The organism is Aquabacterium sp. NJ1, from assembly GCF_000768065.1.
Lineage (GTDB): Bacteria > Pseudomonadota > Gammaproteobacteria > Burkholderiales > Burkholderiaceae_C > Aquabacterium.
The window spans coordinates 81,094-101,842 of record NZ_JRKM01000001.1 but is presented as its reverse complement, the minus strand read 5'-3'; the positions used below and the strand labels follow the sequence as shown (position 1 = coordinate 101,842).

General features: G+C 62.1%; 21 protein-coding genes. 5 read left to right on the top strand and 16 right to left on the bottom strand.

The features are described from left to right. Positions 1–13 precede the first annotated feature (13 nt). Positions 14–2,302: a heavy metal translocating P-type ATPase gene (locus JY96_RS00515; RefSeq protein WP_369796183.1), complete on the bottom strand. Its 2,289-nt coding sequence runs from the start codon at positions 2,300–2,302 to the stop codon at positions 14–16. Positions 2,303–2,375: 73 nt separating this feature from the next. Here JY96_RS00515 and cadR point away from each other — a divergent pair, with 73 nt between their 5' ends. The 3 genes from cadR to JY96_RS00500 are packed head-to-tail and all read left to right on the top strand — an operon-like array spanning position 2,376 to position 4,505. Then, complete coding sequence (gene cadR / locus JY96_RS00510; protein ID WP_035034018.1) at positions 2,376–2,807, top strand: Cd(II)/Pb(II)-responsive transcriptional regulator; 432 nt, start codon at positions 2,376–2,378, stop codon at positions 2,805–2,807. Positions 2,808–2,826: 19 nt separating this feature from the next. Then, positions 2,827–3,447, top strand: coding sequence for a class I SAM-dependent methyltransferase (locus JY96_RS00505; protein ID WP_035034015.1), 621 nt, complete (start codon positions 2,827–2,829; stop codon positions 3,445–3,447). Beyond that, positions 3,444–4,505 (top strand): DMT family transporter, encoded by a 1,062-nt coding sequence (locus JY96_RS00500; RefSeq protein WP_035034013.1) that lies wholly within the window; start codon positions 3,444–3,446, stop codon positions 4,503–4,505. Before JY96_RS00505 ends, JY96_RS00500 begins: the two co-directional genes overlap by 4 nt. A 123-nt stretch (positions 4,506–4,628) precedes the next feature. On the opposite strand, the gene JY96_RS00495 is transcribed toward JY96_RS00500, so the two are convergent. The 3 genes from JY96_RS00495 to JY96_RS00485 all read right to left on the bottom strand — a co-directional run bounded on the left by JY96_RS00495 (position 4,629) and on the right by JY96_RS00485 (position 7,772). Beyond that, positions 4,629–5,081 (bottom strand): aspartate carbamoyltransferase, encoded by a 453-nt coding sequence (locus JY96_RS00495; protein ID WP_235333807.1) that lies wholly within the window; start codon positions 5,079–5,081, stop codon positions 4,629–4,631. 194 nt (positions 5,082–5,275) lie between these two features. Beyond that, complete coding sequence (locus JY96_RS00490) at positions 5,276–6,550, bottom strand: hypothetical protein (RefSeq protein ID WP_035034007.1); 1,275 nt, start codon at positions 6,548–6,550, stop codon at positions 5,276–5,278. Between the two features lie 16 nt (positions 6,551–6,566). Next, positions 6,567–7,772: an MFS transporter gene (locus tag JY96_RS00485; protein ID WP_235333806.1), complete on the bottom strand. Its 1,206-nt coding sequence runs from the start codon at positions 7,770–7,772 to the stop codon at positions 6,567–6,569. Positions 7,773–7,963: 191 nt separating this feature from the next. Between JY96_RS00485 and JY96_RS00480 the strand changes: the two genes are divergently transcribed. Together JY96_RS00480 and JY96_RS00475 are read left to right on the top strand one after the other, a co-directional pair. Then, positions 7,964–8,431, top strand: coding sequence for a DUF411 domain-containing protein (locus JY96_RS00480; protein ID WP_035034004.1), 468 nt, complete (start codon positions 7,964–7,966; stop codon positions 8,429–8,431). 43 nt (positions 8,432–8,474) lie between these two features. After that, positions 8,475–8,765 (top strand): heavy-metal-associated domain-containing protein, encoded by a 291-nt coding sequence (locus tag JY96_RS00475; protein ID WP_035034001.1) that lies wholly within the window; start codon positions 8,475–8,477, stop codon positions 8,763–8,765. 26 nt (positions 8,766–8,791) lie between these two features. Here the strand turns inward: JY96_RS00475 and JY96_RS00470 are convergent, their stop codons facing one another. The 12 genes from JY96_RS00470 to JY96_RS00425 all read right to left on the bottom strand — a co-directional run bounded on the left by JY96_RS00470 (position 8,792) and on the right by JY96_RS00425 (position 20,725). Continuing rightward, complete coding sequence (locus tag JY96_RS00470; protein WP_035033999.1) at positions 8,792–9,301, bottom strand: TPM domain-containing protein; 510 nt, start codon at positions 9,299–9,301, stop codon at positions 8,792–8,794. Continuing rightward, complete coding sequence (locus JY96_RS00465; RefSeq protein WP_052162846.1) at positions 9,295–10,122, bottom strand: YgcG family protein; 828 nt, start codon at positions 10,120–10,122, stop codon at positions 9,295–9,297. Before JY96_RS00465 ends, JY96_RS00470 begins: the two co-directional genes overlap by 7 nt. Positions 10,123–10,130: 8 nt before the next feature. Next, positions 10,131–10,739, bottom strand: a complete 609-nt coding sequence (locus tag JY96_RS00460; protein WP_035033996.1) for a LemA family protein — start codon at positions 10,737–10,739, stop codon at positions 10,131–10,133. A gap of 26 nt (positions 10,740–10,765) precedes the next feature. After that, positions 10,766–12,457 carry a DUF3141 domain-containing protein gene (locus JY96_RS00455; protein WP_235334006.1) on the bottom strand — a complete coding sequence of 564 codons (1,692 nt, stop codon included), beginning with the start codon at positions 12,455–12,457 and terminating at the stop codon, positions 10,766–10,768. Between the two features lie 109 nt (positions 12,458–12,566). Continuing rightward, a complete protein-coding gene (locus JY96_RS00450) occupies positions 12,567–14,990 on the bottom strand; it encodes a heavy metal translocating P-type ATPase (RefSeq protein WP_255352710.1) in 2,424 nt (807 codons plus the stop codon). Beyond that, on the bottom strand, positions 14,951–15,109 hold the full coding sequence (locus JY96_RS23785) for a hypothetical protein (protein ID WP_235333803.1): 159 nt from the start codon (positions 15,107–15,109) through the stop codon (positions 14,951–14,953). The genes JY96_RS00450 and JY96_RS23785 overlap by 40 nt, the downstream gene beginning before the upstream one ends. A 70-nt stretch (positions 15,110–15,179) precedes the next feature. Continuing rightward, entirely contained in the window at positions 15,180–15,830 is a 651-nt protein-coding gene (locus tag JY96_RS00445; protein ID WP_035033993.1) for an isoprenylcysteine carboxylmethyltransferase family protein, read from the bottom strand. Next, positions 15,827–16,114, bottom strand: coding sequence for a DUF2933 domain-containing protein (locus JY96_RS22710; RefSeq protein ID WP_081960924.1), 288 nt, complete (start codon positions 16,112–16,114; stop codon positions 15,827–15,829). Before JY96_RS22710 ends, JY96_RS00445 begins: the two co-directional genes overlap by 4 nt. 5 nt (positions 16,115–16,119) lie before the next feature. Continuing rightward, on the bottom strand, positions 16,120–16,392 hold the full coding sequence (locus JY96_RS00440) for a DUF2933 domain-containing protein (RefSeq protein ID WP_081960923.1): 273 nt from the start codon (positions 16,390–16,392) through the stop codon (positions 16,120–16,122). 83 nt (positions 16,393–16,475) lie between these two features. After that, a complete protein-coding gene (locus JY96_RS21830; protein WP_052161994.1) occupies positions 16,476–16,931 on the bottom strand; it encodes a hypothetical protein in 456 nt (151 codons plus the stop codon). A 184-nt stretch (positions 16,932–17,115) separates the two neighbouring features. After that, the gene (locus JY96_RS00430; protein WP_235333802.1) at positions 17,116–17,571 is read right to left on the bottom strand and encodes a hypothetical protein; all 456 of its coding nucleotides are present in this window, start codon (positions 17,569–17,571) and stop codon (positions 17,116–17,118) included. Between the two features lie 49 nt (positions 17,572–17,620). Next, positions 17,621–20,725, bottom strand: coding sequence for an efflux RND transporter permease subunit (locus JY96_RS00425; protein ID WP_035033989.1), 3,105 nt, complete (start codon positions 20,723–20,725; stop codon positions 17,621–17,623). Positions 20,726–20,749: the final 24 nt, after the last annotated feature.

The window sequence follows — 20,749 nt, the reverse complement described above, 5'->3', positions numbered from 1 at the left end:
GCCCTTGAACCCATCAGCGGGAAATGGGGGCACGCAGCAAGCGCAAACCATTGCCCACGACGAGCAAACTTGCCCCGACATCCGCGAACACGGCCATCCACATGGTCCCCAGGCCAACCAGCGTCAAGACCAGAAAGACAGCCTTGATGCCCAAAGCCAGCACGATGTTTTGAACCAGCAGGACATGGGTGCGGCGTGACAGCCGCACAAAGCGTGGCAGCTTGCGCAGGTCGTCATCCATCAAGGCCACGTCGGCAGTTTCGATGGCCGTGCCCGTGCCTGCTGCCCCCATGGCGAAGCCAATGTCGGCACGGGCTAGCGCGGGCGCATCGTTGATGCCATCGCCCACCATGCCCACCGAACCGCCCTGCCCGATCTTGCCCTCGATCGCCCTGAGCTTGTCCTCAGGCAGCATGTCACCCTGTGCTTCGTCGATGCCGACTTTCCCAGCAATGGCGCGGGCCGTGTGGGCGTTGTCACCCGTGAGCATCACCGTCTTGATGCCCAGCGCATGGAGTTCGGCGATGGCCTGGCGGCTGCTGTCCTTGACCGTGTCAGCCACCGCAAACAAACCTTGCACGCTTTGCTCATCGCTCAGCAAGATGACGGTTTTTCCTTGCTCCTCCAATGCCGACAGGCGCGCCTCAAGCTCAAGGGAGCAGCAGCCTTGCTCGTGGATCAAGCGGTGGTTTCCGAGGTAGCAAAGTTTGCCGACGATGAGGCCCTTGACGCCACGCCCGGGCAGCGCTTCGAAGCCCTCTACGTTTCGCAAGACAATGCCTTCTTGTTGGGCGGCTGCAGCCACAGCGCGTGACACGGGATGGTCGGAACGGCTGGCCAGACTGGCGGCCAAGCTGCGAACATCCGCCTCGTTGTGGCCGTTCAACACGACAAAGTCCGTCTGCACCGGCTTGCCGTGGGTGATCGTGCCGGTCTTGTCAAGGGCCAGCCAAACCAGCTTGCGGCCTTCTTCCAGGTAGACCCCACCTTTGATCAGGATGCCTTGGCGCGCGGCGGCGGCCAGGCCGCTCACGATGGTCACCGGGGTCGAGATCACCAACGCGCACGGGCAGGCGATGACCAGCAAAACGAGCGCCTTGTAAACCCAGTCGAACCAAGCCGCACCCATCAACAGCGGCGGCAGGATCGCCACCGCCAGCGCGATGGCAAAAACCACGGGCGTATAGACGCGTGCGAATTGATCGACGAAGCGCTGTGTTGGCGCCCGCGCACCCTGAGCCTCTTCCACCGCGTGGATGATGCGTGCCAAAGTGCTGTCGCCTGCTGCGGCCGTCACGAGGTATTCGAATGAGCCCGACTCGTTGATGGTCCCGGCAAAAACCGCATCACCCTGTGCCTTGTCCACCGGCAGGCTCTCGCCGGTGATCGGGGCCTGGTTGACCGTTGACCGACCGCTGACCACTGTGCCATCCAATGCAATGCGCTCACCCGGCTTGACGCGAACACGCGCCTGGATGGCGACCGACTTCGCCTCCACATCCCGCCAAGTGCCATCGTCCTGCAGGACGGAGGCACGCTCTGGCGCCAGTTGAATCAAGCCCTTGATGGCGTTGCGCGCACGGTCCAAAGATTTGGCTTCGATCAACTCCGCCACCGTGAACAGCACCATCACCATGGCTGCTTCGGCCCACTGGCCCAGCACCAGCGCTCCCGTCACAGCAATGCTCATCAAGGCATTGATGTTCAGGTCGCCATGACGAATGGCCACCCAGCCTTTTTTGTAGGTACCGATGCCGCAGGCGAGCACCGCTGCCAATGCCAGCAAAGCAGGCAGCCATGTGGGCAACCCCAGCCAGACGGCGGCCTCGGAGCCGATGGCCGCCACTCCGGCCAAGGCGAGTGGCCACCATGGCTCGGCAGGTTCTGGCGTGCCAACAGCCTCGGATGAGGCGTCGGTGACGACCTCTGGCGTGAACCCCAAAGAACGAACCGCTTCCAGGATGAGATCAATGGCCTGTGGCTCGTGTGACACCGTCAGCACACGCTGCATCAGGTTGAATTCCATGCCCGAAACTCCAGCCATGCCGCCCAGCCTCTTGCGCAAGAGCGCCTCCTCGGTCGGGCAGTCCATCTGCATGATGCGAATGGGCGTTTGCGTGTAACCGCCTTTGGCCGCAGCTTTGCCCAATGTCACCTTGGCGGGTTGGGCATCTTGCCCACAACACGCCGTGTTGCAGGACGCAATAGGTGGCGCTGGCTCAGCGCAGCAAGGCTCATCGTCATGAGCAAGGCCGTCATCTGGGTTGCGGTCAAACGGGAGGTTTTCTTGTGGGGCAGGCATGGTCATGGCGAATCTGTTTACCGCATTACACAACCTGAAGCTACTATAGAGTCAAGGGGTTTCTGGAGTCCTCATGAAAATTGGTGAGTTGGCGCAGGTTGCGCAGTGCACGGTTGAGACCATCCGCTACTACGAAAAGGAAGGCCTGTTGGCTGCACCCACCCGTACGAGCGGTAACTTCCGGGTGTACGGGCCCGAGCAGGTGGAGCGCCTGCGGCTCATTCGCAACTGCCGTGCGCTGGACATGAGTCATGATGAAATCCGCACCTTGCTGGGCATGGCAGACCAGGTCGAACAAGGATGTGGCGCGGTGAACGACGTGGTTGATCAGCACATCGCTCACGTTGACGAACGCATACGTGAGCTCAACCACCTCAAGCAACAGCTGACGGCATTGCGCCAGCGATGTCAAAGCGAGCGAACCGTGCAATCGTGCGGCATCCTGCAAGGGTTGGCGGCCATGGAAACCGAAGCCAAACCTGAAAGACACACCCATCTGGGTTGAACACGCCAAGGAGTGCTGCATGCAAAACAAAGAGCACTGGGAAAAGGTCTATTCCACCAAAGCGCCGGACAGCGTTAGCTGGTTTCAGCAGCACGCCGATACGTCCATGCGGCTGACCAAGGCAAGCGGCCTCGACCGAGGCGCGGCCATCATCGATGTCGGCGGCGGAGCCTCCACGCTGGTCGATGACTTGCTGGACGATGGCTACACCAACCTGACGGTGCTGGACCTGTCGGCTGCCGCCTTGGCAGAAAGTCGGCACCGCCTGGGAGCCAGATCGGATCGCGTGACCTGGATGGAGGCTGACATCACCCGTGCGGCCTTCGCCGCCCACAGCATCGACCTCTGGCACGATCGCGCCGTGTTCCACTTTCTGACGACGCAGGCAGACCGTGAGGCATATGTCGAGCAGGTCTTGCGTGCGCTCAAGCCGGGTGGCCACGTCATCATGGCCACGTTTGGCAGCGAGGGGCCGACACAGTGCAGTGGCCTGCCAGTCATGCGTTACGCACCAGACGAATTGCACGCCGAGTTCGGAGAGGTCTTCACCCTGCTGGCCCACGAAGAGCAGGTGCACCACCCCCCCTTTGGTACCGAGCAGCAGTTCATCTACTGCATGTGCCGAAAGCGCAGCACATGATTGGGTTGCACCGTGCGGCTTGGCCTGCCTTGGGTGCCGCCATCCTGTTCGGCGCGAGCACCCCGTTTGCCAAGCAGCTCATCGGCGCAGACTTTGCCACCGCATCGCCCTTCATGCTGGCGGGGTTGCTCTATTTGGGCAGCGGCCTGGGTTTGACGCTGGTCCGCCTGGTGCGCGACAAAGGTTGGCAGTCACCCGGCATGCCTCGTAACGAGTGGCCCTGGTTGTTGGGTGCTATTGCTTTTGGTGGCGTGCTGGGCCCGCTGTTGCTGATGGTCGGGCTGGCACACACCACAGCCGCCACAGCATCGCTGTTTCTGAACCTGGAATCGGTGCTGACCGCCGTGCTGGCGTGGATGGTGTTCCGTGAGAACACCGATCGCCGCATCGTGTTGGGCATGGCACTGATCGTGGCAGGTGGTGCCGTGCTGGCTTGGCCAACCGGTGAAGCGTCAGTGACAGGCATCGGCCCCTTGGCTTTGGCGGGAGCGTGTCTGGCTTGGGCCATCGACAACAACCTCACGCGCAAGGTGTCAGCGTCCGATGCCTTGTTCATTGCAGGCAGCAAAGGCCTTGTGGCCGGGAGCGTCAACACGGCATTGGGTTTGGCACTGGGCGCCGCGTGGCCCACTGCCAGTTTGTTGTCATCGGCCATGTTGATTGGCTTTCTGGGCTATGGCCTGAGTCTGGTGCTGTTCGTTCTGGCCCTGCGCGGCTTGGGGACGGCGCGCACCGGTGCGTATTTCTCTACGGCACCGTTTGTTGGTGCAGCCATGTCAATTGCCGTTTTTGGCGAGCCCGCCAGCAGCATCTTCTGGGCGGCGACCGCGCTGATGGGTTTGGGCGTTTGGTTGCACCTCACCGAGCACCATTCGCATGAACACGAACACATGGCGCTGCACCACGAACACGGGCACCGTCACGATGCACACCACCAGCACACGCATGATTTTGAATGGGACGCCGTTGAGCCGCACGCACATTCACATCAGCATGAGAAAATGACACACCGCCATGCTCACTACCCCGACACACACCATCGGCACTCGCATTCATGAAGCTCCGCAAAAGGTGAGCCACACTGTGCCTCGCCCGACCGGAGCGCAACGAATCACCTTCGTCTGACTGCCAAGCAGGTTACAGGGCGACCGCGTGTGAACCCGCTTGACGCGGGGATGGCATCAATGATGCTCGTGCATGTGGGCATGGTCATGGTGCCCCTCCATGGCATCTGCACCGTGGTCGGAAAGCTGTGCATCGAACCACTTGTGCAAGGCGCCCACCAATGCAGGATTGGCCGTTGAGTAGCTCACCTGCCCGCCGCCATCAATGCTGGTGTACTGGATGTTGATCTCGCCTGGCTTGGCCTGTTTCAAATCATTGAGGCCAGGCATGTCATTGCCGTGAATATGGCTGGGGCCACTGAAGTCGCCCTTGGCAAACTGCCCGGCAATGTCCTGCAAATGCTCGCGCGTCAGACGAACTTGCTGAGCGTCCTTGACGTCTTTGGCAACAACTTGCTGAATGCCGCCTTGGTCTGTTTTAGTAAAGACATGCGTGGTGGCCTTGAGCGAGAACGGCATGACGTCTGCACCGCGTGCGGCGACCACTTCTTGTCTGCTGGCTTCGGCCATGGACAAAGTGGGCACAGATAGGGCCAGTGCAAGGCCAATGCAGAAGGTGATTTTCATGGGGCTCCGTGATGTTTTGAGATGGATCCGAGATCGCGGATAGAGCCATTCGTTAACCTGAAGTTCCGTACAGATCAGGAAGTATCAAGCTACCATTCACCGCCGCTCATGCATCACACACTTGTGAATGGCTGCGCTCACAGTCGCTGCGAAATCTCCATGATCGGCTTGATCCCTGAGCCAAAGCGGGCAATGGCATCTCGGTGCTGCTGCAACTCACAGTACGGCAGGTAGCGGATCCCCAACTCGGATACTCGGCTGAACGCAGGTCTGGCCAACTGTTGTTTGACTTCGTCGCGTCGGCTGTCGGGAGCGACAAGAAACAGGACACTGGATGCCCCCACATCACTCCCCAGGGCCAGATCCAGCATGCGCACGATCCCTGAGTAGATGGACGTGGAGTGCTCCACCTCAAATGCCGCCGCCACGCTGGCGGCCCCCTTCTCCAGCCAGATCACGTCAATGAGGCGAACCGCATCACCTCGCGTGCTGACGTTCACGGGCAGATCGGCCAGGCAGCCATCGCCCAGGCGCCCGCCGCCGTAGGTGCGGCCACGGTCATTGGAGGCGATCCAGACATCAAAGCCCAAGGCCAGGCCCAGGTCCCTCAATCGTCCCTGGATGTCGGTGTGGGTGGCATCGCTTTCCGCATCACGCAGCCACTGCTTTTGCGCAGCGGACGATTCCTCGCGAACCTTGTTGAGATCGGCTTCCCAAAGTGCTCTGGATTGCGACATGGCATCCGGGTCATCCAACCTGGGCGGCGCGGCATACCGGCCATTGCCCACATCGAACATCAAACCGGCCAGCGCACCCAGGTCATTGGACAGTTGTTGACGGTGCGCCTGGTTGATCCGAACCAAGCCCTCTCGCATGGACAGGTAATGGTCCCATCGCCCAAGTTTGACATTGGCCCCCGTCACCGCGTTGTAGCCTCGGACAATCGCGGTGTTGAAGGGTGAAACCAGCGTGGGGTGGATGAAGTACAGGAGGTTGGCCACAGCAGGACCCAGCCCTTTGATCTGCAACGCATCGATGCGCTGAATCGCCTCGATGATCGATTCGATTGTGTCGCAGCAATCGCAGGCGTCGAGCAAACGGGCAAAGGCCTTTTGGTTGGCCGCGTTTTCATAGATGTCGGGAATGCGCAGCTTGGGTTTCCACAGGAAGGCGTGGTCAGCCCCCTTGAAAATCTGGCGCTGCTCGGCCACTGAGCCCACCACCGTCTCCAGAGACGAGCCTCGGTAGGCATTGCCGAAAGTACCCGCATCGATGTCGCGAACCACCTGTCCGATGCCTCGGCGGATCGAGCGGAAGTTCTTGAGCCGCTCCTCCCACAGAAACCAGGTGTTGTAGGTGCTGTGCGGATCGCTCTTCCAATGGTCGATCAGGACGGTCAGGGTGTCATGCATGTGATCAAGCAGGTGGCTATGGTTGTGGCTGCGGGGTTGGCTGCTGCGCCCACAAGGCTGGCCGCAGCAGCACCAACGCCAGTATCGCCACCAACGGCGCCGTCAGCCAACCATAGCTGTGCTGGGCCGCAACACCGAACAGCCATCCACCGACGGCCGATCCCACGATCTGGCCCACGCTGCTGGCGGCGGCCAGGCCGCCCATGGTGACGCCCAGCCTGTCTCGCTCGGCGCCCGCCGCGACATAGGCGATCACGGGCAGCACCAGGCCTGTGCCTGCCGAAGTCAGGCTGACGCCCAGGTACATCCAGGCCTCGGCCCGATGCCAGGCAAGCAAGGCCAAACCGGTGATGGCCAGCAACAGCCCGGCGCAGATAAGCTTGCGCGGCGCGGTCCGCTCCAGCAGTTCAGAGAAAAACAGCACTGCATTGACACCCAGCATCACCAGGCTGCATTCGGCAAACATCATGGACACCTGGCGCGAGCTCAGATCGGGATGCTGCTGACCTTGCAACATGATGCCGACCTCAAACCCCGACAAGGCAAACATGACCAAGGTGTCGAGCCCACACAGCGCAGCGAAGCCTTCGGCCTTGTCACTGACATGCTCAGGCCTGGGCGATGGCGGTATCTCGGGCGAATGAGGCAAGGTCCAGATCTGCCCTGCCATCGTCGCAGCGCCCAGCAAAGCCGAGAGCACCACCACGACCTGGGGCGCCGACATCCCGCGCAAGGCACCCTGGCTGATCCAGTCGGCCGCCGCGTTCAACCAGGGGCCAAACAGGAATCCGATCAGCGACACGGCACCAAGCCATGCGAAGCGCCGTGCGCGCTGCCATGGCCGAGTGTGCTCCGCGATCAAGGCGGACACCACGGGAATGACCGCCGCCACAAAGAACCCGCTGGTGCACCGTAAGGCATACAGCCCCGACAACCCCGCCAACGATGGCGCCAGCAACAAGAGCAGGCTCGCCACATAGCCCGCCAAGCCCATGATCAGGATCGGCTTGCGTCCCACGCGGTCAGAGACCAGCCCCCAAAATGGCGCACCCAGTAATACACCGAACGCATACACCCCTGTGATGAACCCCACATGGTCGGCGATGTCACTGGCTGCAGCACCAGGCCTGGCCAGCGCCAGCCAGGTCGGCAGCAAGGGCATCAAGGCCCCATAACCCGTGGACACCACCAGGATGGCGGCAGCCAGCCATGCCAATTGCATGCGCCCTAATTCGCCCTGGACATTGGAGGTTTCTGGAAATTGGTCCTGCATGAAGCAAATGTAATGTCAGCGTCATGCTGCAGATAACTACGCGAGCCTATCCTGCAAATGTGCTGACGCGTGGATGCTGCCCGAAGAGCCAGCAGTGTCCATCCGCAGCTTCGAAGCCGCCAGCAAACAGGAGATCCAGCATGCGCAGATTTGTCGGATTGCAACGCCGCCAGTGGGTGGTGGGCGCATTGGTCCTCGCCACAGTGGGCGCCTGGGCCCAGCCTGATGGCCCGATCGTCGAAGTATGGAAAGACCCCCAATGCGGGTGCTGCAAGGACTGGGTTGCCCACATGGAAAAAGCCGGCTTCGTTGTCCGAGTGCATGAGACAGGTAACGTCGGCGCGCGCAAGCGCCTGGGCATCCCCGACAAGCTGGGCTCCTGCCACACGGCCAGCGTCGGCGGCTACGCGCTGGAGGGGCATGTCCCTGCACGCGATGTCCAGCGCTTGCTGAAAGAAAAACCCCGTGCTGTTGGCCTGACGGTGCCCGGCATGCCAGTGGGGTCGCCAGGCATGGATGGTCCAGCCTATGGCAACCGTTTGGTTCCCCATGATGTGTTGCTGGTCCAAGCAGATGGCCGCAGCACGGTGTACCAAAGCTACCGCTGATCTACCGGACAACGTCCTTTCCCCTTTCTATTGGAGCCTGAACATGAACACCATCGATCTTGAAGTCCAGGGCATGAGTTGCGGCTCGTGCGTCAAGCACGTCACTCAGGCACTGCAGACACTGAGCGGCGTGCAGCACGTGGACGTGAGCCTGCAGTCCGGCCACGTCAAGGTGAGCGGTGCTTTGGCCACCGATGGCCTGCCCCTCATCTCAGCCCTGAATGCGGCAGGCTACCCGGCCAAGCTGTCCACCTCAGCCTTGCCTGTGCAGGGCAAGCCATCTGGCGGCTGTGGCAGCACCGGCAAAGCCAAGGGTGGATGCTGCTGTGGATGATGGCCAAATCAACACTGAACGTGTCCTCACAGGACCACTGGCGCGTCCGGTAGTTCATTGTGGGCATGTTGTCCGTGCGAAGGAAAATGCCGAGAAAGGTGCTGCGCCACCGCACCAATGCAGGTGATGGCGCCTTGTTCGTATTGGTCGCTGCGAAACGCAGCCTCCATGTCCCGACACAGCGCCTCCCAACCGCCTGGTCCGACGCGGGCATGGATGCCCCGATCGGCCACGATTTCGACGCGCCGATCGGCCAGCAACAGGTAGATCAGCACACCGCTGTTGTGCTCGGTGTCCCAGATGCCCAACAGCGAGAAGACCTCGATGGCCCGCTCACGCGCGGACTGACCTCTCAGCAGAGGTAAGCCATCGAGTGCGCCTTCCACCACAAAGCGAATTTCGCCTGCATGGCCGACTTCGGCTGCCTTGATCGCCTGCTCGATGGCGTGCATGGACTTGGGCGGAAAGGCCCGGTGGACACACCCGCGTGTGGTCGTCATGTGCGACACGATCCTGGAGAGTTTGCTCATCACCATCTCCCTGACGCACCGCCGCCGCCGAAACCACCGCCACCACCTCCAAAGCCCCCGCCGCCGCCATAGCCTCGATGACCGCGCCCGCCCATGGCCGCCAGCAAGCCCATGCCCCCAGCCAGCGTGAAGACCAGTGAGATGACCCCGGCTGCCAAGGCCAATGACAATGCGCCCGCCATGAACCAGGTCACCCCAGCCACCACGCCTCCTGTGACCAAGGCACCGGGCAAGCGGCCCAGCCAGGCGCGCAAGATGCTGCCCAAGCCCAGCGCCAGGATGATCGCCACGGGTGCGAACTGCTGCACATCGTTGGCCCCCTGGTCGGGCCGCTCCTGGGGGGCAGGCAGAGGTTCACCATCGACCACGCGGATGATCTGATCGACGCCCGCAGCGATGCCACCCGCAAAATCCTGTTGCTTGAAGCGTGGCACGATGACCTCACTGATGATGCGCTTGGACGTCGCGTCGTTGAGCGCGCCCTCCAGGCCGTAGCCAACCTCGATGCGCAAGGTGCGGTCTTCTTTGGCCACCACCAGGATGGCGCCATCGTCCACTTTCTTGCGCCCGATCTTCCACTGCTCGGCCACACGCAAGGCGAACTGCTCGATGGGCTCAGGCGCCGTGGTGGGCACGATCAGCACAGCCAATTGGGAGCCTTTTCGGGTCTCAAAGGCTTGCAGCGTTTGGCTCAAGCTGGCTTGTTGCTCAGCGCTCAGTGTGCTGGTTTGATCAACCACGCGCCCGCTCAGGGGCGGCACGGGCACTTGCGCACCGGCCAGCGCCGACCACCAGAGCGAGATGGCAAGCAGCAGCGCCCTTGCCATGGTGGGTGTCACTTCGACGCCCCGGCCGCAGCGCCAAAGTCCACAGCGGGCGGCTTGGAGATTTCCTTTTCGTTCTCGACGGCGAAGTTGGGCTTTTCCTTGTAGCCCATGACCATGGCCGTGAGGTTCGAGGGGAAGGTGCGCACCGTCACGTTGTAGTCCTGGACCGACTTGATGTAGCGATTGCGCGCCACGGTGATGCGGTTTTCCGTGCCTTCCAGCTGAGCCTGCAAATCCCGAAAGCCCTGGTTCGCGCGCAGTGTCGGGTAGTTCTCGGTCACCACCAGCAAGCGAGACAAGGCGCCAGACAACTCGCCTTGGGCCTGCTGGAATTTCTGGAAGGCTTGCGGGTCGTTGACCAGCTCCGGCGTGGCCTGGATGGACGTGGCCTTGGCACGCGCCTCCACCACCTTGGTCAGCGTGCCCTGCTCGAAGTTGGCCTCGCCCTTGACCGTGTTGACCAGGTTGGGCACCAGATCGGCTCGCCGCTGGTACTGGTTCACAACCTCCGACCAGCTTGCCTTGATCTGCTCGTCGGTGGTTTGGAAGGTGTTGTAGCCGCAACCGCTCAGGCTCAGGGCCGCTGCGGTCATCGTGATGGCGATCAGCTTGCGCATGTCATTGCTCCAAATGGAATGTTGAGTTAAAGGTCTTGAACGCCTTGGCAGAAGTACTGCTGGAACAGGGTCTCGCCCATGGCGTCGCGCAGGTGCCGCCCGTTGTCCATGACATCGGCCACGCCCTTGGCCGCTTGGACCTGGGCTTTGAGGAATGCGTTGCTGGGCTCAGCAGGCTGTCTGTTGTCTTTGACCCAGGCCGCCCAGGGTGCGAGGGATGCGGTCAATGGGTTGAGCGCCGTCGCAAAGGCATAGCGCTGCACGCGCATGGGATGCATCCACTTTTGGATGGCCGCACCCCAAGGGTTGGCCCAGGTGCGCACCCATGGGCTGACCCAGTTCGCATAGGCCGACTCGTTGATTTCCGAGACCTGGCGCACCTTCTCGAAGGCTTGCCTGGGGTAGGCGTAGTGCACATCCTCCACCTGCCGCTCCTCGTAATGCACGCGTGCCGCACCGCGAGCCCCCTCTGACTCATCAGCGGAGTCAATGACCATCTGGTAAAGACCGGGCGGCAGGGTTTCGATGCGCTCCAACTCCTGCAGGATCGCGTGGTGCTCATGACGCGCGACACTGGCCGACACGAAGATGCCCAGGTGTCCCACGTGCCGATTGATCAGGTACACGATACGCTGCCCGGCATCCTTGAGTGCCTGAGTGCTGGGGTAGACAGCGGGAATCCAGTTGAGCGCCTGATGTGGCGGGGTGATGTTGTCAGCGCTGGATGCAAAGATCACCACCGGGTGACGGATGCGGCGCAGGTCGGCCACACAGTGCTCGCAGATGCGCATCAGGCCTTGTTCCAACTGGTCCCCGATGAACAGGTTCTCCACGATGGTCTTGATCTCTTCACGGCTCAAGAAGTAGTAGCCGCTCCACCAGCGCTCGAAATCCAGGAAGCGCTCACGCTCCGTGTCCACCTGAGAGAACAACTGGTAGTTCTTGGTGAAATACGAGTGCGCCGGGTTCAAGCTCTCGAAGTTCTGCACCAGCCAGGCGCCATCAAAAAGGCCATTGCCCAAGTCCGATGTGAAGTGGGACAACCAGGCACCGCCCAGAAAGGCCCCAGCCAGCCGCATGGGGTTCACGTCAGAGGCCCCCGCCCAATACGACAGTGGCGAGCCGTTCATCACCACTGGCCCGGCGGTGCCTTCGCAGTCAGCGGCCAGCAGCGCCACGGCCCAGCCACCCTGGCAGTTGCCGTACAGAGCCGGCGCCACACCCTCATGCAGCTCGCACACCTTTGCCACGAAGCGGCGCAAGGTGTGGTGGACATCGGCCAGCGTTTGCTCAGGTCGAGGCTCGGGGAAAAACACTACGAAATAAACCGCCCGGCCATCGGTCAAGGCCATGCCCACTTCGGAGTCGCGCTTGAACCCGCCGATACCAGGACCATGACCGGCACGGGGGTCCACCACCAGGATGGGCCGGTGATCGGGCGAGACCTTGGTTGGCTCATCGTCATTGGAGGGGAGGATGCGCAACAAGGCGTAGTTCACCGGTACAGCGAACTGTCTGGCGTCCAGCACCACCTCGTGCGCGAAATCCAGCAAGGGCGGCATCCCAGCCGCTTCGTGGGCCAGCATGTTGTCGGCACGCTGGCGCAGCGTGTCCATGAACAGGATCGAGCGCTGAACCACGTCGATCTGGTAGCGAAACAATTGCTCCGCCAGGCTTTGATGCTCGCCCGTCGCAAGCGCGTCGGGCGCATGGGCCATGTTGGTCAAGGCTTTGGCTTCTCCAACCACTACAGCTTGGCGATCAACTCCCGAAGCCTTTGCTAGCCTGGAGGACTGTCGGGGTTTCAAGGTGGCGCTCATCAGCGTCTCACACCTTGGCCGAACGCAGGCGAAGCGCATTGCCAATCACAGAGACCGAACTCAGTGCCATCGCCGCGCTGGCCACGATGGGACTGAGCAAGATGCCCAGGAAGGGATACAGCACGCCAGCGGCCAGCGGCACGCCCAAGAAGTTGTAGATGAAGGCAAAGAACAGGTTCTGGCGGATGTTGCGCATGGTGGCCTGGCTCAATTCACGCGCCTTGGCGATGCCGCGCAAGTCGCCCTTGACCAGCACGATGCGTGCGCTGCTCATGGCCACATCGGTGCCAGTGCCCATGGCGATGCCGACATTGGCCTGGGCCAGCGCAGGCGCGTCGTTCACACCATCGCCCGCCATGGCCACAATGCGCCCTTGATCCTGCAAGGCCTTGACGTGCTTGTACTTGTCTTCGGGCATCACACCCGCCTTGACGTCGTCCAGCCCCAGGAGCTTGCCCACGGCGGCGGCCGTCACTGGGTTGTCGCCCGTGAGCATGACAATGCGAACGCCTGAGGCCTTGAGCATGGCAATCGCTTCCGCCGTGGACGCCTTGATGGCGTCGGCCACACCCACATAGCCCGCCAGCTTCGATCCTGCCGCCAGGTACATCACGGTCTGACCTTGCAGGCGCAAGGCTTCCACATCCCTGTCAACCGACGAGGTGTCAACCTGCGCGGATGCGAGCAAGCGTGCGTTGCCCAGCAACACGGTTTGGCCGTCAATGACGCCGCGCACGCCCTGCCCCGTCACCGCATCAAAGCCGGACACAGCCGACAGCGTCACGCCATCGGTTTGAGCGCGGCCCACGATGGCGGTGGCCAGGGGATGTTCGCTGAGCTTTTCCAGGCTCGCAGCCCAGGCCAGCACCTGCTGTTTGTCAAACCCGTCGGCGGCCACCACGGTCTGTACCGTGGGCTTGCCCTCGGTGAGCGTGCCAGTCTTGTCTACCACCAGGGTATCGACCTTTTCCATCAACTCCAGGGCTTCGGCATCCTTGATGAGCACGCCTTCTTTGGCCCCGCGCCCCACACCCACGATGATGGACACGGGCGTGGCCAGACCCAGCGCACAGGGGCAGGCAATGATCAACACCGAAACAGCGACCAGCAGCGCGTTGGCCAGCGCAGGAGCAGGCCCGAATGCCGCCCAGACCAGCGCGGCCACCAGGGCAATGGCCAGCACCGACAGCACAAACCAGCCAGAGACCTGATCGGCCAGCTTCTGGATGGGCGCACGTGAACGCCCCGCTTCGGCCACCATCTGAACGATGCGGGCCAGCAGCGTCTCAGACCCGACACGCTCGGCCCGCATGGTGAACGAGCCAGTCTGGTTGACCGTGGCCCCCGTGACCTTGCTGCCCGGCACCTTCTCGGCAGGAATGGGCTCGCCCGTGATCATGGACTCGTCGATGCTGGACTTGCCATCCAGCACCACCCCGTCCACCGGCACCTTGCTACCCGGCTTGACCCGCAGGGTGTCACCCACCACCACTTGCTCCAGCGGCACCTCGGCCTCCACGCCATCTGCACCGATGCGGATGGCCGTGTTGGCCGCCAGACCCAGCAGATCCTTGATGGCGGAGTTGGTGCGCGAGCGAGCGCGCAACTCCAGCACCTGCCCCAGCAGGACCAGGGTCACGATCACAGCCGCAGCCTCAAAGTACAGCGGCAGGCCGTGCTCGGTCAAAAAGGCTTGAGGCAACGACTCGGGCAACAAGATGGCATAGACGCTGAACAGGTAGGCCGCCCCGATGCCAATCGCAATCAGGCTGAACATGTTGAGCTGCCACGTGACGAACGAGCGCCAACCACGTGCAAAGAAGGGCCAACCGGCCCACAGCACCACAGGTGTGGCCAGCAAGGCTTGCACACATTGAGACCAACTGACCTTGAGCAAGTGCGGCCAGCCCAACTGCGTCGCCAAGCCATCGACCACCTCGTCAACCCAGGCAGCCAAATTAAACGGGAAGAACTCGTGCATCGCCATCATCAGCAAAGGCACGGTCAAGACCATCGAGAACCAGAAGCGCTGCGTCATCGAGCGCAACTCGGGGTTGTCTTCTTCACCCACGGTCGGCAGCAAGGGCTCCAGGTTCATGCCACAGATCGGGCAATTGCCGGGGTGATCCTGGCGGATCTGGGGATGCATCGGGCAGGTGTAGACCGTGCCTGGTGCTACAGCGGTGACGGGGCCACTCGGCGCACCTGGCGCAGTTGGCGCATGGTGGTGCGCATGGCCTTGCGCAGAACTCGGCTTTGGCTCAATGTACCGCTGCGGCTCTTTGCTGAATTTACCCAGGCAGTTGCTGCTGCAAAAGTAATACGGTCTGCCCGCGTATTCCTGCTTGTGCGGTGAGGCCGTCGTGACGGACATGCCGCACACCGGATCGGTCAACGCCTGATTTGCCGTCGCAGGTGCAACCGATGCCACAGCAGCGTGATCGTGATCGCAGCCTTCGTGCGCCGATCCGTGCTGATGCTCACCGTGCTCACCATGTTGATGGCCCTCGTGGCCGTGAGCCGCGTCCCCCCCGTGGTGATGGTGTGCATGGGGATCGGAGGGCTCTTTGCTGGTGGGTTGCTCGGACGTCATCGTGATTCCAGTTCTTCTTGTTGTTGATCAGCCTACGAGGCGGCTGCGCAGGCGAGGCAGGAAGCGCGGTGTAACCGCCGCATAGTCGCGCCAGGTCGAGCCAAAAGCGCGTTCGGAGTCCTTCTCCTCCGTCAGAGACAGGCGCACGTACATCACAGTGAGTACCGGGAACATCAGCACGGTCAGTACGGTAGGCCACTGAAGCAGGAAGCCAAACATGATCAGCTCGAAAGCAACGTATTGCGGATGCCTGATGCGCCCGTAAGGGCCTGTGCTGGCCATCGAGCCACGGCGCTGTGCGTGGTAGAGCACCCGCCAAGCGGCCGACAGCAACCAGAAGCCGCCGCCGATGAAGACCAGGCTCAACATGTGAACCCCGTCTGTGTGGGGATCTCCATGTTGACCGGTGAGCGTCCACCACAGGTGACCCGCGTCATGCGACAGCAAGTTGACTTTGGGATAGCGCGCCTGCAACCACCCCGACAGCAGATAGATGGTCAGGGGAAAGCCATACATCTCGACAAACAAGGCGACGATGAAGGCCGAGAACGCGCTGAAGCTGCGCCAATCCCTCGTGGTTTGCGGCTTGAAGAAGCTGAAGGCAAAGGCGATGAAGATGGCCGAATTGAGGGCCACCAGCCCCCACAGGCCGTAAGCGGGCATGTTGTCATGCGTCATGGCCGATCTCCAGTTTTGGGCGCTGGTGAATCGTTTTGCTCACCTGTGCTGCCATGCTGATGTGGGCCGTGTTGGCCATGACCGTGTCCGTGGTGCATGAACACATGCATCAAGGGGCAAGCCAACAGCAACACAAATGGCAGCGCACCGGCCAGATGGGCGCGGTGCTCGGTCCACAAGAAGTAGCCCGCCACACTGCCCAGAACGATCAAGCCCACGCCATAGCGTGAACGCCAAAATGAGGCTGGTTCGCAGTCGTGCTGCTGGTCGTGTTGATGGTCCATGGGGCTCACCAATTTTTTTTGTTTGGATCTGACGGGGCACTGCCTGGCTCGTGGTGGTGGTGCCCGCCATGTCCGCCATGTCCATGGAAGACGTGCATCAATGGGCATGCCAACAGCAGCAGATAGGGCCAACTACCGGCCACGTGTTGCCAGTGTTCACGCAGGACATAGAAAGCGGCGATCAAGGCCAGCATCGCCACGGCGACACCCACGGGGCTCTTGAAGAACGATGCGGATGAGCCTTCAGGCCCCGTGCCGTGTTCATGCTGATGGTCCATAGCGACTCCTGATGTTCAGATGGTTGACGGGCGCACAAGCGAAGACGTTGCGGCGGGCACCCCACCACAACGCCGCGTCGGCCTTACTTGCTTGCAGCGTCCTGCATCGGCTTGGCACCCATCTTGGAGCCCATGCCCATGCCCGGCTTCATGTCGCCACCAGGAGCAGAAGCTCCCATGCCTTGAGCGCCCATCATTCCCATATTGCCGCTCTTGTCCATGCCGCCGTTTTTGTCCATGTGCTCATGCATCTCTTTCATGTGCTTGTCCATGAGCTTCTGGCGTTTGGCGGGGTCCTTGGTGCCGTGGATCTTCTTCATCTCCTTTTGATGCTTGTCGTGCATCTCGTGCATGCCCTCCATGCCGCCCATCCCGGCTGGCTTGGAGGCCATGTCGGCGGATGGCACCGGTGCAACTGCTGAGGCCGCAGCCTGGGGATGGTGGGCCTTGTGGTCCTCTTCTTTGGTTTGGGCCGAAGCGTTACCAATGGCGACCAAAGCCAGCATCAGGGAGGAAATCAGTTTCGTGGGGGTGTGCATGTCATGCTCCTTGTTCGTCAGCCTGCAAAAGTATGGATTTGGGAGAATCCTCTATGTCGCTTCACATGCTTCGGGTGCTGGGCAACAGCTTAGGCCACCGCACCGTCCGGTGGATTACCGCAACATTACGATTTCGTCATGTTGCGAGATCCGCGCAAGTAGGCAGTTCGCAAATTGATTTGCATCAATGGTTATGGTGATCGTCAGCGCGAGGGGCCAAAGGCGTGAAGCGCGCCTGCTGCTCGTCTTGCCCGGCCAGCTTGATCTTGACCACAGCCTTCAAGTCTGGCTGCGAGGCATACACCGCGTGCCCCGTCAGCTTGTTGTCGCCATCGGGCGCCAGCGCAGCGCTGACCTTGGTTTTGCCTGACAGCAGCGTGACCGAGCCAGACGCACCAGCGGTCGGGATTTTGGTTCCAGCATGGTCGGTCACGTAGACCACGATGGTGTTGTCTTTGGCCGCTTTGCTGTCTTTGACGACCACGAGCTCGTAGTGGCTGCTACCTGCCATGCGCAACTGGCCACCATGTGGCGCCGTCAGCGTGTCCAGGTACGCATCGTCGTGCGCATGGGCCAACGGGGCCAATGCAAGGCCCAAGGCCAAGCCCGAGGCCAGGGTCAAGGTTTTGATCGCTTTCATCATGAGTTTCCTTCTGTGCATGGTCAAAAGTGCGTTGCCCTCAACGCGGTCAGTAGCTCTCGCCCGAGTGGGCGCTCAGCAGGTGCGCCAGGGGTTTGCGCCCCCAGAGCCAAAACATCAAGGGGGTGAGCACGGTGTCCAGCACGGTCGAGCTGATCAGCCCGCCAAAGATCACCACGGCCACGGGGTGCAGCACCTCCTTGCCGGGTGCGTTGGCCGACATCAGCAGCGGCACCAGCGCGAACGCCGCCACCAGGGCTGTCATCAACACGGGCGTGAGGCGCTCCAATGAGCCGCGCACGATCATGGGTTGACCGAACTGCTCGCCCTCCAGCGCGCACAGGTTGATGTAGTGACTGATCTTGAGGATGCCGTTGCGTGTGGCAATGCCGGTCAGCGTGATGAAGCCCACCAGGGCCGCCACTGACAGGGCCTGCCCCGAGATCCACAAAGCCACCACGCTGCCCACCAGGGCCAGTGGGATGTTGCCCATGATGATGGCCGTGAGCACCACCGAGCGGTAACGGCTGTACAGCACCATGAAGATCAGCACCAGCGAGATGGCTGCCAGCAGCGCCATGAGCTGGGCCGCTTGCTCCTGGGCCTGAAACTGCCCTTCCAGCGCCGTGAAGTAGCCTTCAGGCAAAGGCTTGGATGCGATCTCCGCACGGATGGCCTTGACCACCTCGGCCAAGTCACGGCCATCGGTGTTGGCCGAGATGACGATGCGGCGGCGAGCGTTCTCGCGGCTGATCTGGTTGGGGCCGTCGGCGTCCTGGATCTGCGCCAGTTGGGACAGTGGCACCCGGCCGGTGGGCGTCTCGATCAGCAAGTTGGCCAGGTCGGTCGCACCGCGCTGGCTGTCGGGCAAGCGCACCAGCAGGTCAAAGCGCCGGTTGCCCTCCACGACCTGGGTGATTCGCTCACCCTCGATCATCTCCTGCAGGGACCGCAGCAAGGTACCCGGTGCCACCCCCAGCCGCGCGGCCTGGTCGTAGTCGATGCGAATCTTGACCTGAGGGATCAGCACCTGCTTTTCGATCTGCAGGTCGGTAATGCCTGGGATGCGACTGAGCCGGGACTGCATGTCACCCGCCAGGCCACGCAAGGTGTCCAAGTCATCACCATAGATCTTCAGCGCAATCTGGGCGCGCACGCCGGACAGGAGGTGGTCCAGGCGATGGGAGATGGGTTGCCCCACGTTACTGACGGCGGGTAACACCGCCAGGCGGGTGCGCAGGTCCGCGATGATTTCTTCCCGCGAACGGGCTGAAGGCTTGAGGTCCACATCCATCTCGGAGGAGTGCACCCCTTCAGCGTGCTCGTCCAACTCCGCTCGGCCTGTGCGGCGGCCTACCTGTGTCACTTCCGGCACGCCAGCCATGATCTGCTCGGCCATGGTGCCAATGCGATTGGACTCGGCCAACGAGGTGCCCGGGTTAAGCAGCAAACTGACGGTGAGCGTGCCCTCGTTGAACGGTGGCAGGAAGGCACGCGGCATCCAGGCCATGGACGCGCCTGCCAGCACCACGGCCACAGCTGCGATCGACAGCAGCACGCGGCTGTGCTGGAAGGACCAGTTCAGCAAGCGGGTGTCGCCGCGCTTGAGCCAGCGCACCAAGGGGCTGTCGCCATGGCCCTCCAGCTTGAGCTTGGGCAAGAGGTAGTAAGCCATCACGGGCGTGAGCGTGACCGACACAATCATGCTGGCCAGGATGGACACGATGTAGGCCATGCCCAGCGGCGTGAACAACCGGCCTTCGATACCAGGCAAAACGAACAGCGGCACGAACACCAGCACGATGATCAGCGTGGCGTACACGATGGCCGAGCGCACCTCCAGCGTGGCATGCGCGATGACCTCGATCACCGGGCGCGGTGTGGGCAAGGCCTGGTTGAGCCTCAGGCGGCGCAGCACGTTCTCCACACCCACCACGGCGTCGTCCACCAGCTCGCCAATCGCAATGGCCAAGCCTCCCAGGGTCATGGTGTTGATCGACAGGCCCATGTAGTGGAACACCAGCGCGGTCACCAGCAGAGACAGCGGGATGGCCATCAGCGAGATCACCGTGGTGCGCACATTGAGCAGGAAGAGGAACAGCACAACGGCCACCAGGATGGCGCCATCGCGCAAAGCCTCTTCGACGTTGTTCACCGAGTGCTCGATGAAGTCCGCCTGCTTGAACAGGAACTGCGGTGTAGCCAGCCCATGTGGGCGGGCTTTGGCCAGATCGCCCATGGCCTGTTCCACCGCCCGGGTGACGGTCACGCTATCGGCGCTGGGCTGCTTCTGCACGGAAAGAATGACGGCGGGCTTGCCGTTGTAGCTGGCATCGCCTCGCTTGGTGGCCGCAGCCACTTTGACGTCCGCCAGTTGTTTGAGCAGGATGGGCTGCCCGTTGCGCACTGTCACCACCAGGTTTTGCAGGTCCTCGATGCGGCTGGTTCGCCCGATCTGGCGGATCAGGTACTCGCGGCCGTTGGCTTCCAGAAAGCCGCCACTGGTGTTGGCGCCGAAGTCCTGCAAGGCCGTGGCCAGCTTTTCTCGCTCCACGCCCAGGGCCATCAATTGCTCAGGCTTGAGCTCGACCCGGTACTGCCGCACCTCGCCACCGATCGGGATGACCTGTGCCACGCCAGGGATGGTCAGCAAGCGGGGCCGCATCACCCAGTCGGCGTATTCGCGCACCTGCATCGGGCTCACTTGCGCCGGGTCGGCGGGCAAGGCGATCAGCATGATCTCGCCCATGATGGAAGAGATCGGGCCCAACTGCGGCACGATGCCGGGTGGCAACTGGTCACGCACCAGGTTCAGCCGCTCGCTGACCTGCTGGCGATTGCGGTAGATGTCGGTGCCCCAGTCGAACTCGACGTTGACCACGGACAGGCCAATGCCCGAGACCGAACGCACCCGGGTCACCCCAGGCATGCCGTTCATGCTGGACTCGACCGGCAAGGTCACCAACTGCTCGACCTCTTCAGGGGCCATGCCACCGGCTTCGGTCATCAGGGTGACGGTGGGTTTGTTCAGGTCCGGGAAAACATCCACGGGCATCTGACGCACGGTCAGCACCCCGTAGAGCACCAGGAGCATGGAGACGACCAGAACGATCAGCCGCTGCTTGAGGCTGCTGTGAATGAGGAAATCGAACACGGTGTTCCCTTGGTGTGTTGACGC

Excerpts from the sequence above, each read along its gene's own strand:
- JY96_RS00445 (WP_035033993.1), bottom strand. The coding sequence starts at position 15,830 with ATGACGCATGACAACATGCCCGCTTACGGCCTGTGGGGGCTGGTGGCC.
- JY96_RS21830 (WP_052161994.1), bottom strand. The coding sequence starts at position 16,931 with ATGCACACCCCCACGAAACTGATTTCCTCCCTGATGCTGGCTTTGGTC.
- cadR (WP_035034018.1), top strand. The coding sequence starts at position 2,376 with ATGAAAATTGGTGAGTTGGCGCAGGTTGCGCAGTGCACGGTTGAGACC.
- JY96_RS00500 (WP_035034013.1), top strand. The coding sequence starts at position 3,444 with ATGATTGGGTTGCACCGTGCGGCTTGGCCTGCCTTGGGTGCCGCCATC.
- JY96_RS00430 (WP_235333802.1), bottom strand. The coding sequence starts at position 17,571 with ATGAAAGCGATCAAAACCTTGACCCTGGCCTCGGGCTTGGCCTTGGGC.
- JY96_RS22710 (WP_081960924.1), bottom strand. The coding sequence starts at position 16,114 with ATGGACCATCAACACGACCAGCAGCACGACTGCGAACCAGCCTCATTT.
- JY96_RS00475 (WP_035034001.1), top strand. The coding sequence starts at position 8,475 with ATGAACACCATCGATCTTGAAGTCCAGGGCATGAGTTGCGGCTCGTGC.
- JY96_RS00470 (WP_035033999.1), bottom strand. The coding sequence starts at position 9,301 with ATGGTGATGAGCAAACTCTCCAGGATCGTGTCGCACATGACGACCACA.
- JY96_RS00465 (WP_052162846.1), bottom strand. The coding sequence starts at position 10,122 with ATGGCAAGGGCGCTGCTGCTTGCCATCTCGCTCTGGTGGTCGGCGCTG.
- JY96_RS00485 (WP_235333806.1), bottom strand. The coding sequence starts at position 7,772 with ATGCAATTGGCATGGCTGGCTGCCGCCATCCTGGTGGTGTCCACGGGT.
- JY96_RS00495 (WP_235333807.1), bottom strand. The coding sequence starts at position 5,081 with ATGGCCGAAGCCAGCAGACAAGAAGTGGTCGCCGCACGCGGTGCAGAC.
- JY96_RS00480 (WP_035034004.1), top strand. The coding sequence starts at position 7,964 with ATGCGCAGATTTGTCGGATTGCAACGCCGCCAGTGGGTGGTGGGCGCA.
- JY96_RS00515 (WP_369796183.1), bottom strand. The coding sequence starts at position 2,302 with ATGCCTGCCCCACAAGAAAACCTCCCGTTTGACCGCAACCCAGATGAC.
- JY96_RS00440 (WP_081960923.1), bottom strand. The coding sequence starts at position 16,392 with ATGGACCATCAGCATGAACACGGCACGGGGCCTGAAGGCTCATCCGCA.
- JY96_RS00455 (WP_235334006.1), bottom strand. The coding sequence starts at position 12,457 with ATGGCCCATGCGCCCGACGCGCTTGCGACGGGCGAGCATCAAAGCCTG.
- JY96_RS00505 (WP_035034015.1), top strand. The coding sequence starts at position 2,827 with ATGCAAAACAAAGAGCACTGGGAAAAGGTCTATTCCACCAAAGCGCCG.
- JY96_RS00460 (WP_035033996.1), bottom strand. The coding sequence starts at position 10,739 with ATGCGCAAGCTGATCGCCATCACGATGACCGCAGCGGCCCTGAGCCTG.
- JY96_RS00490 (WP_035034007.1), bottom strand. The coding sequence starts at position 6,550 with ATGCATGACACCCTGACCGTCCTGATCGACCATTGGAAGAGCGATCCG.
- JY96_RS23785 (WP_235333803.1), bottom strand. The coding sequence starts at position 15,109 with ATGCACACCATCACCACGGGGGGGACGCGGCTCACGGCCACGAGGGCC.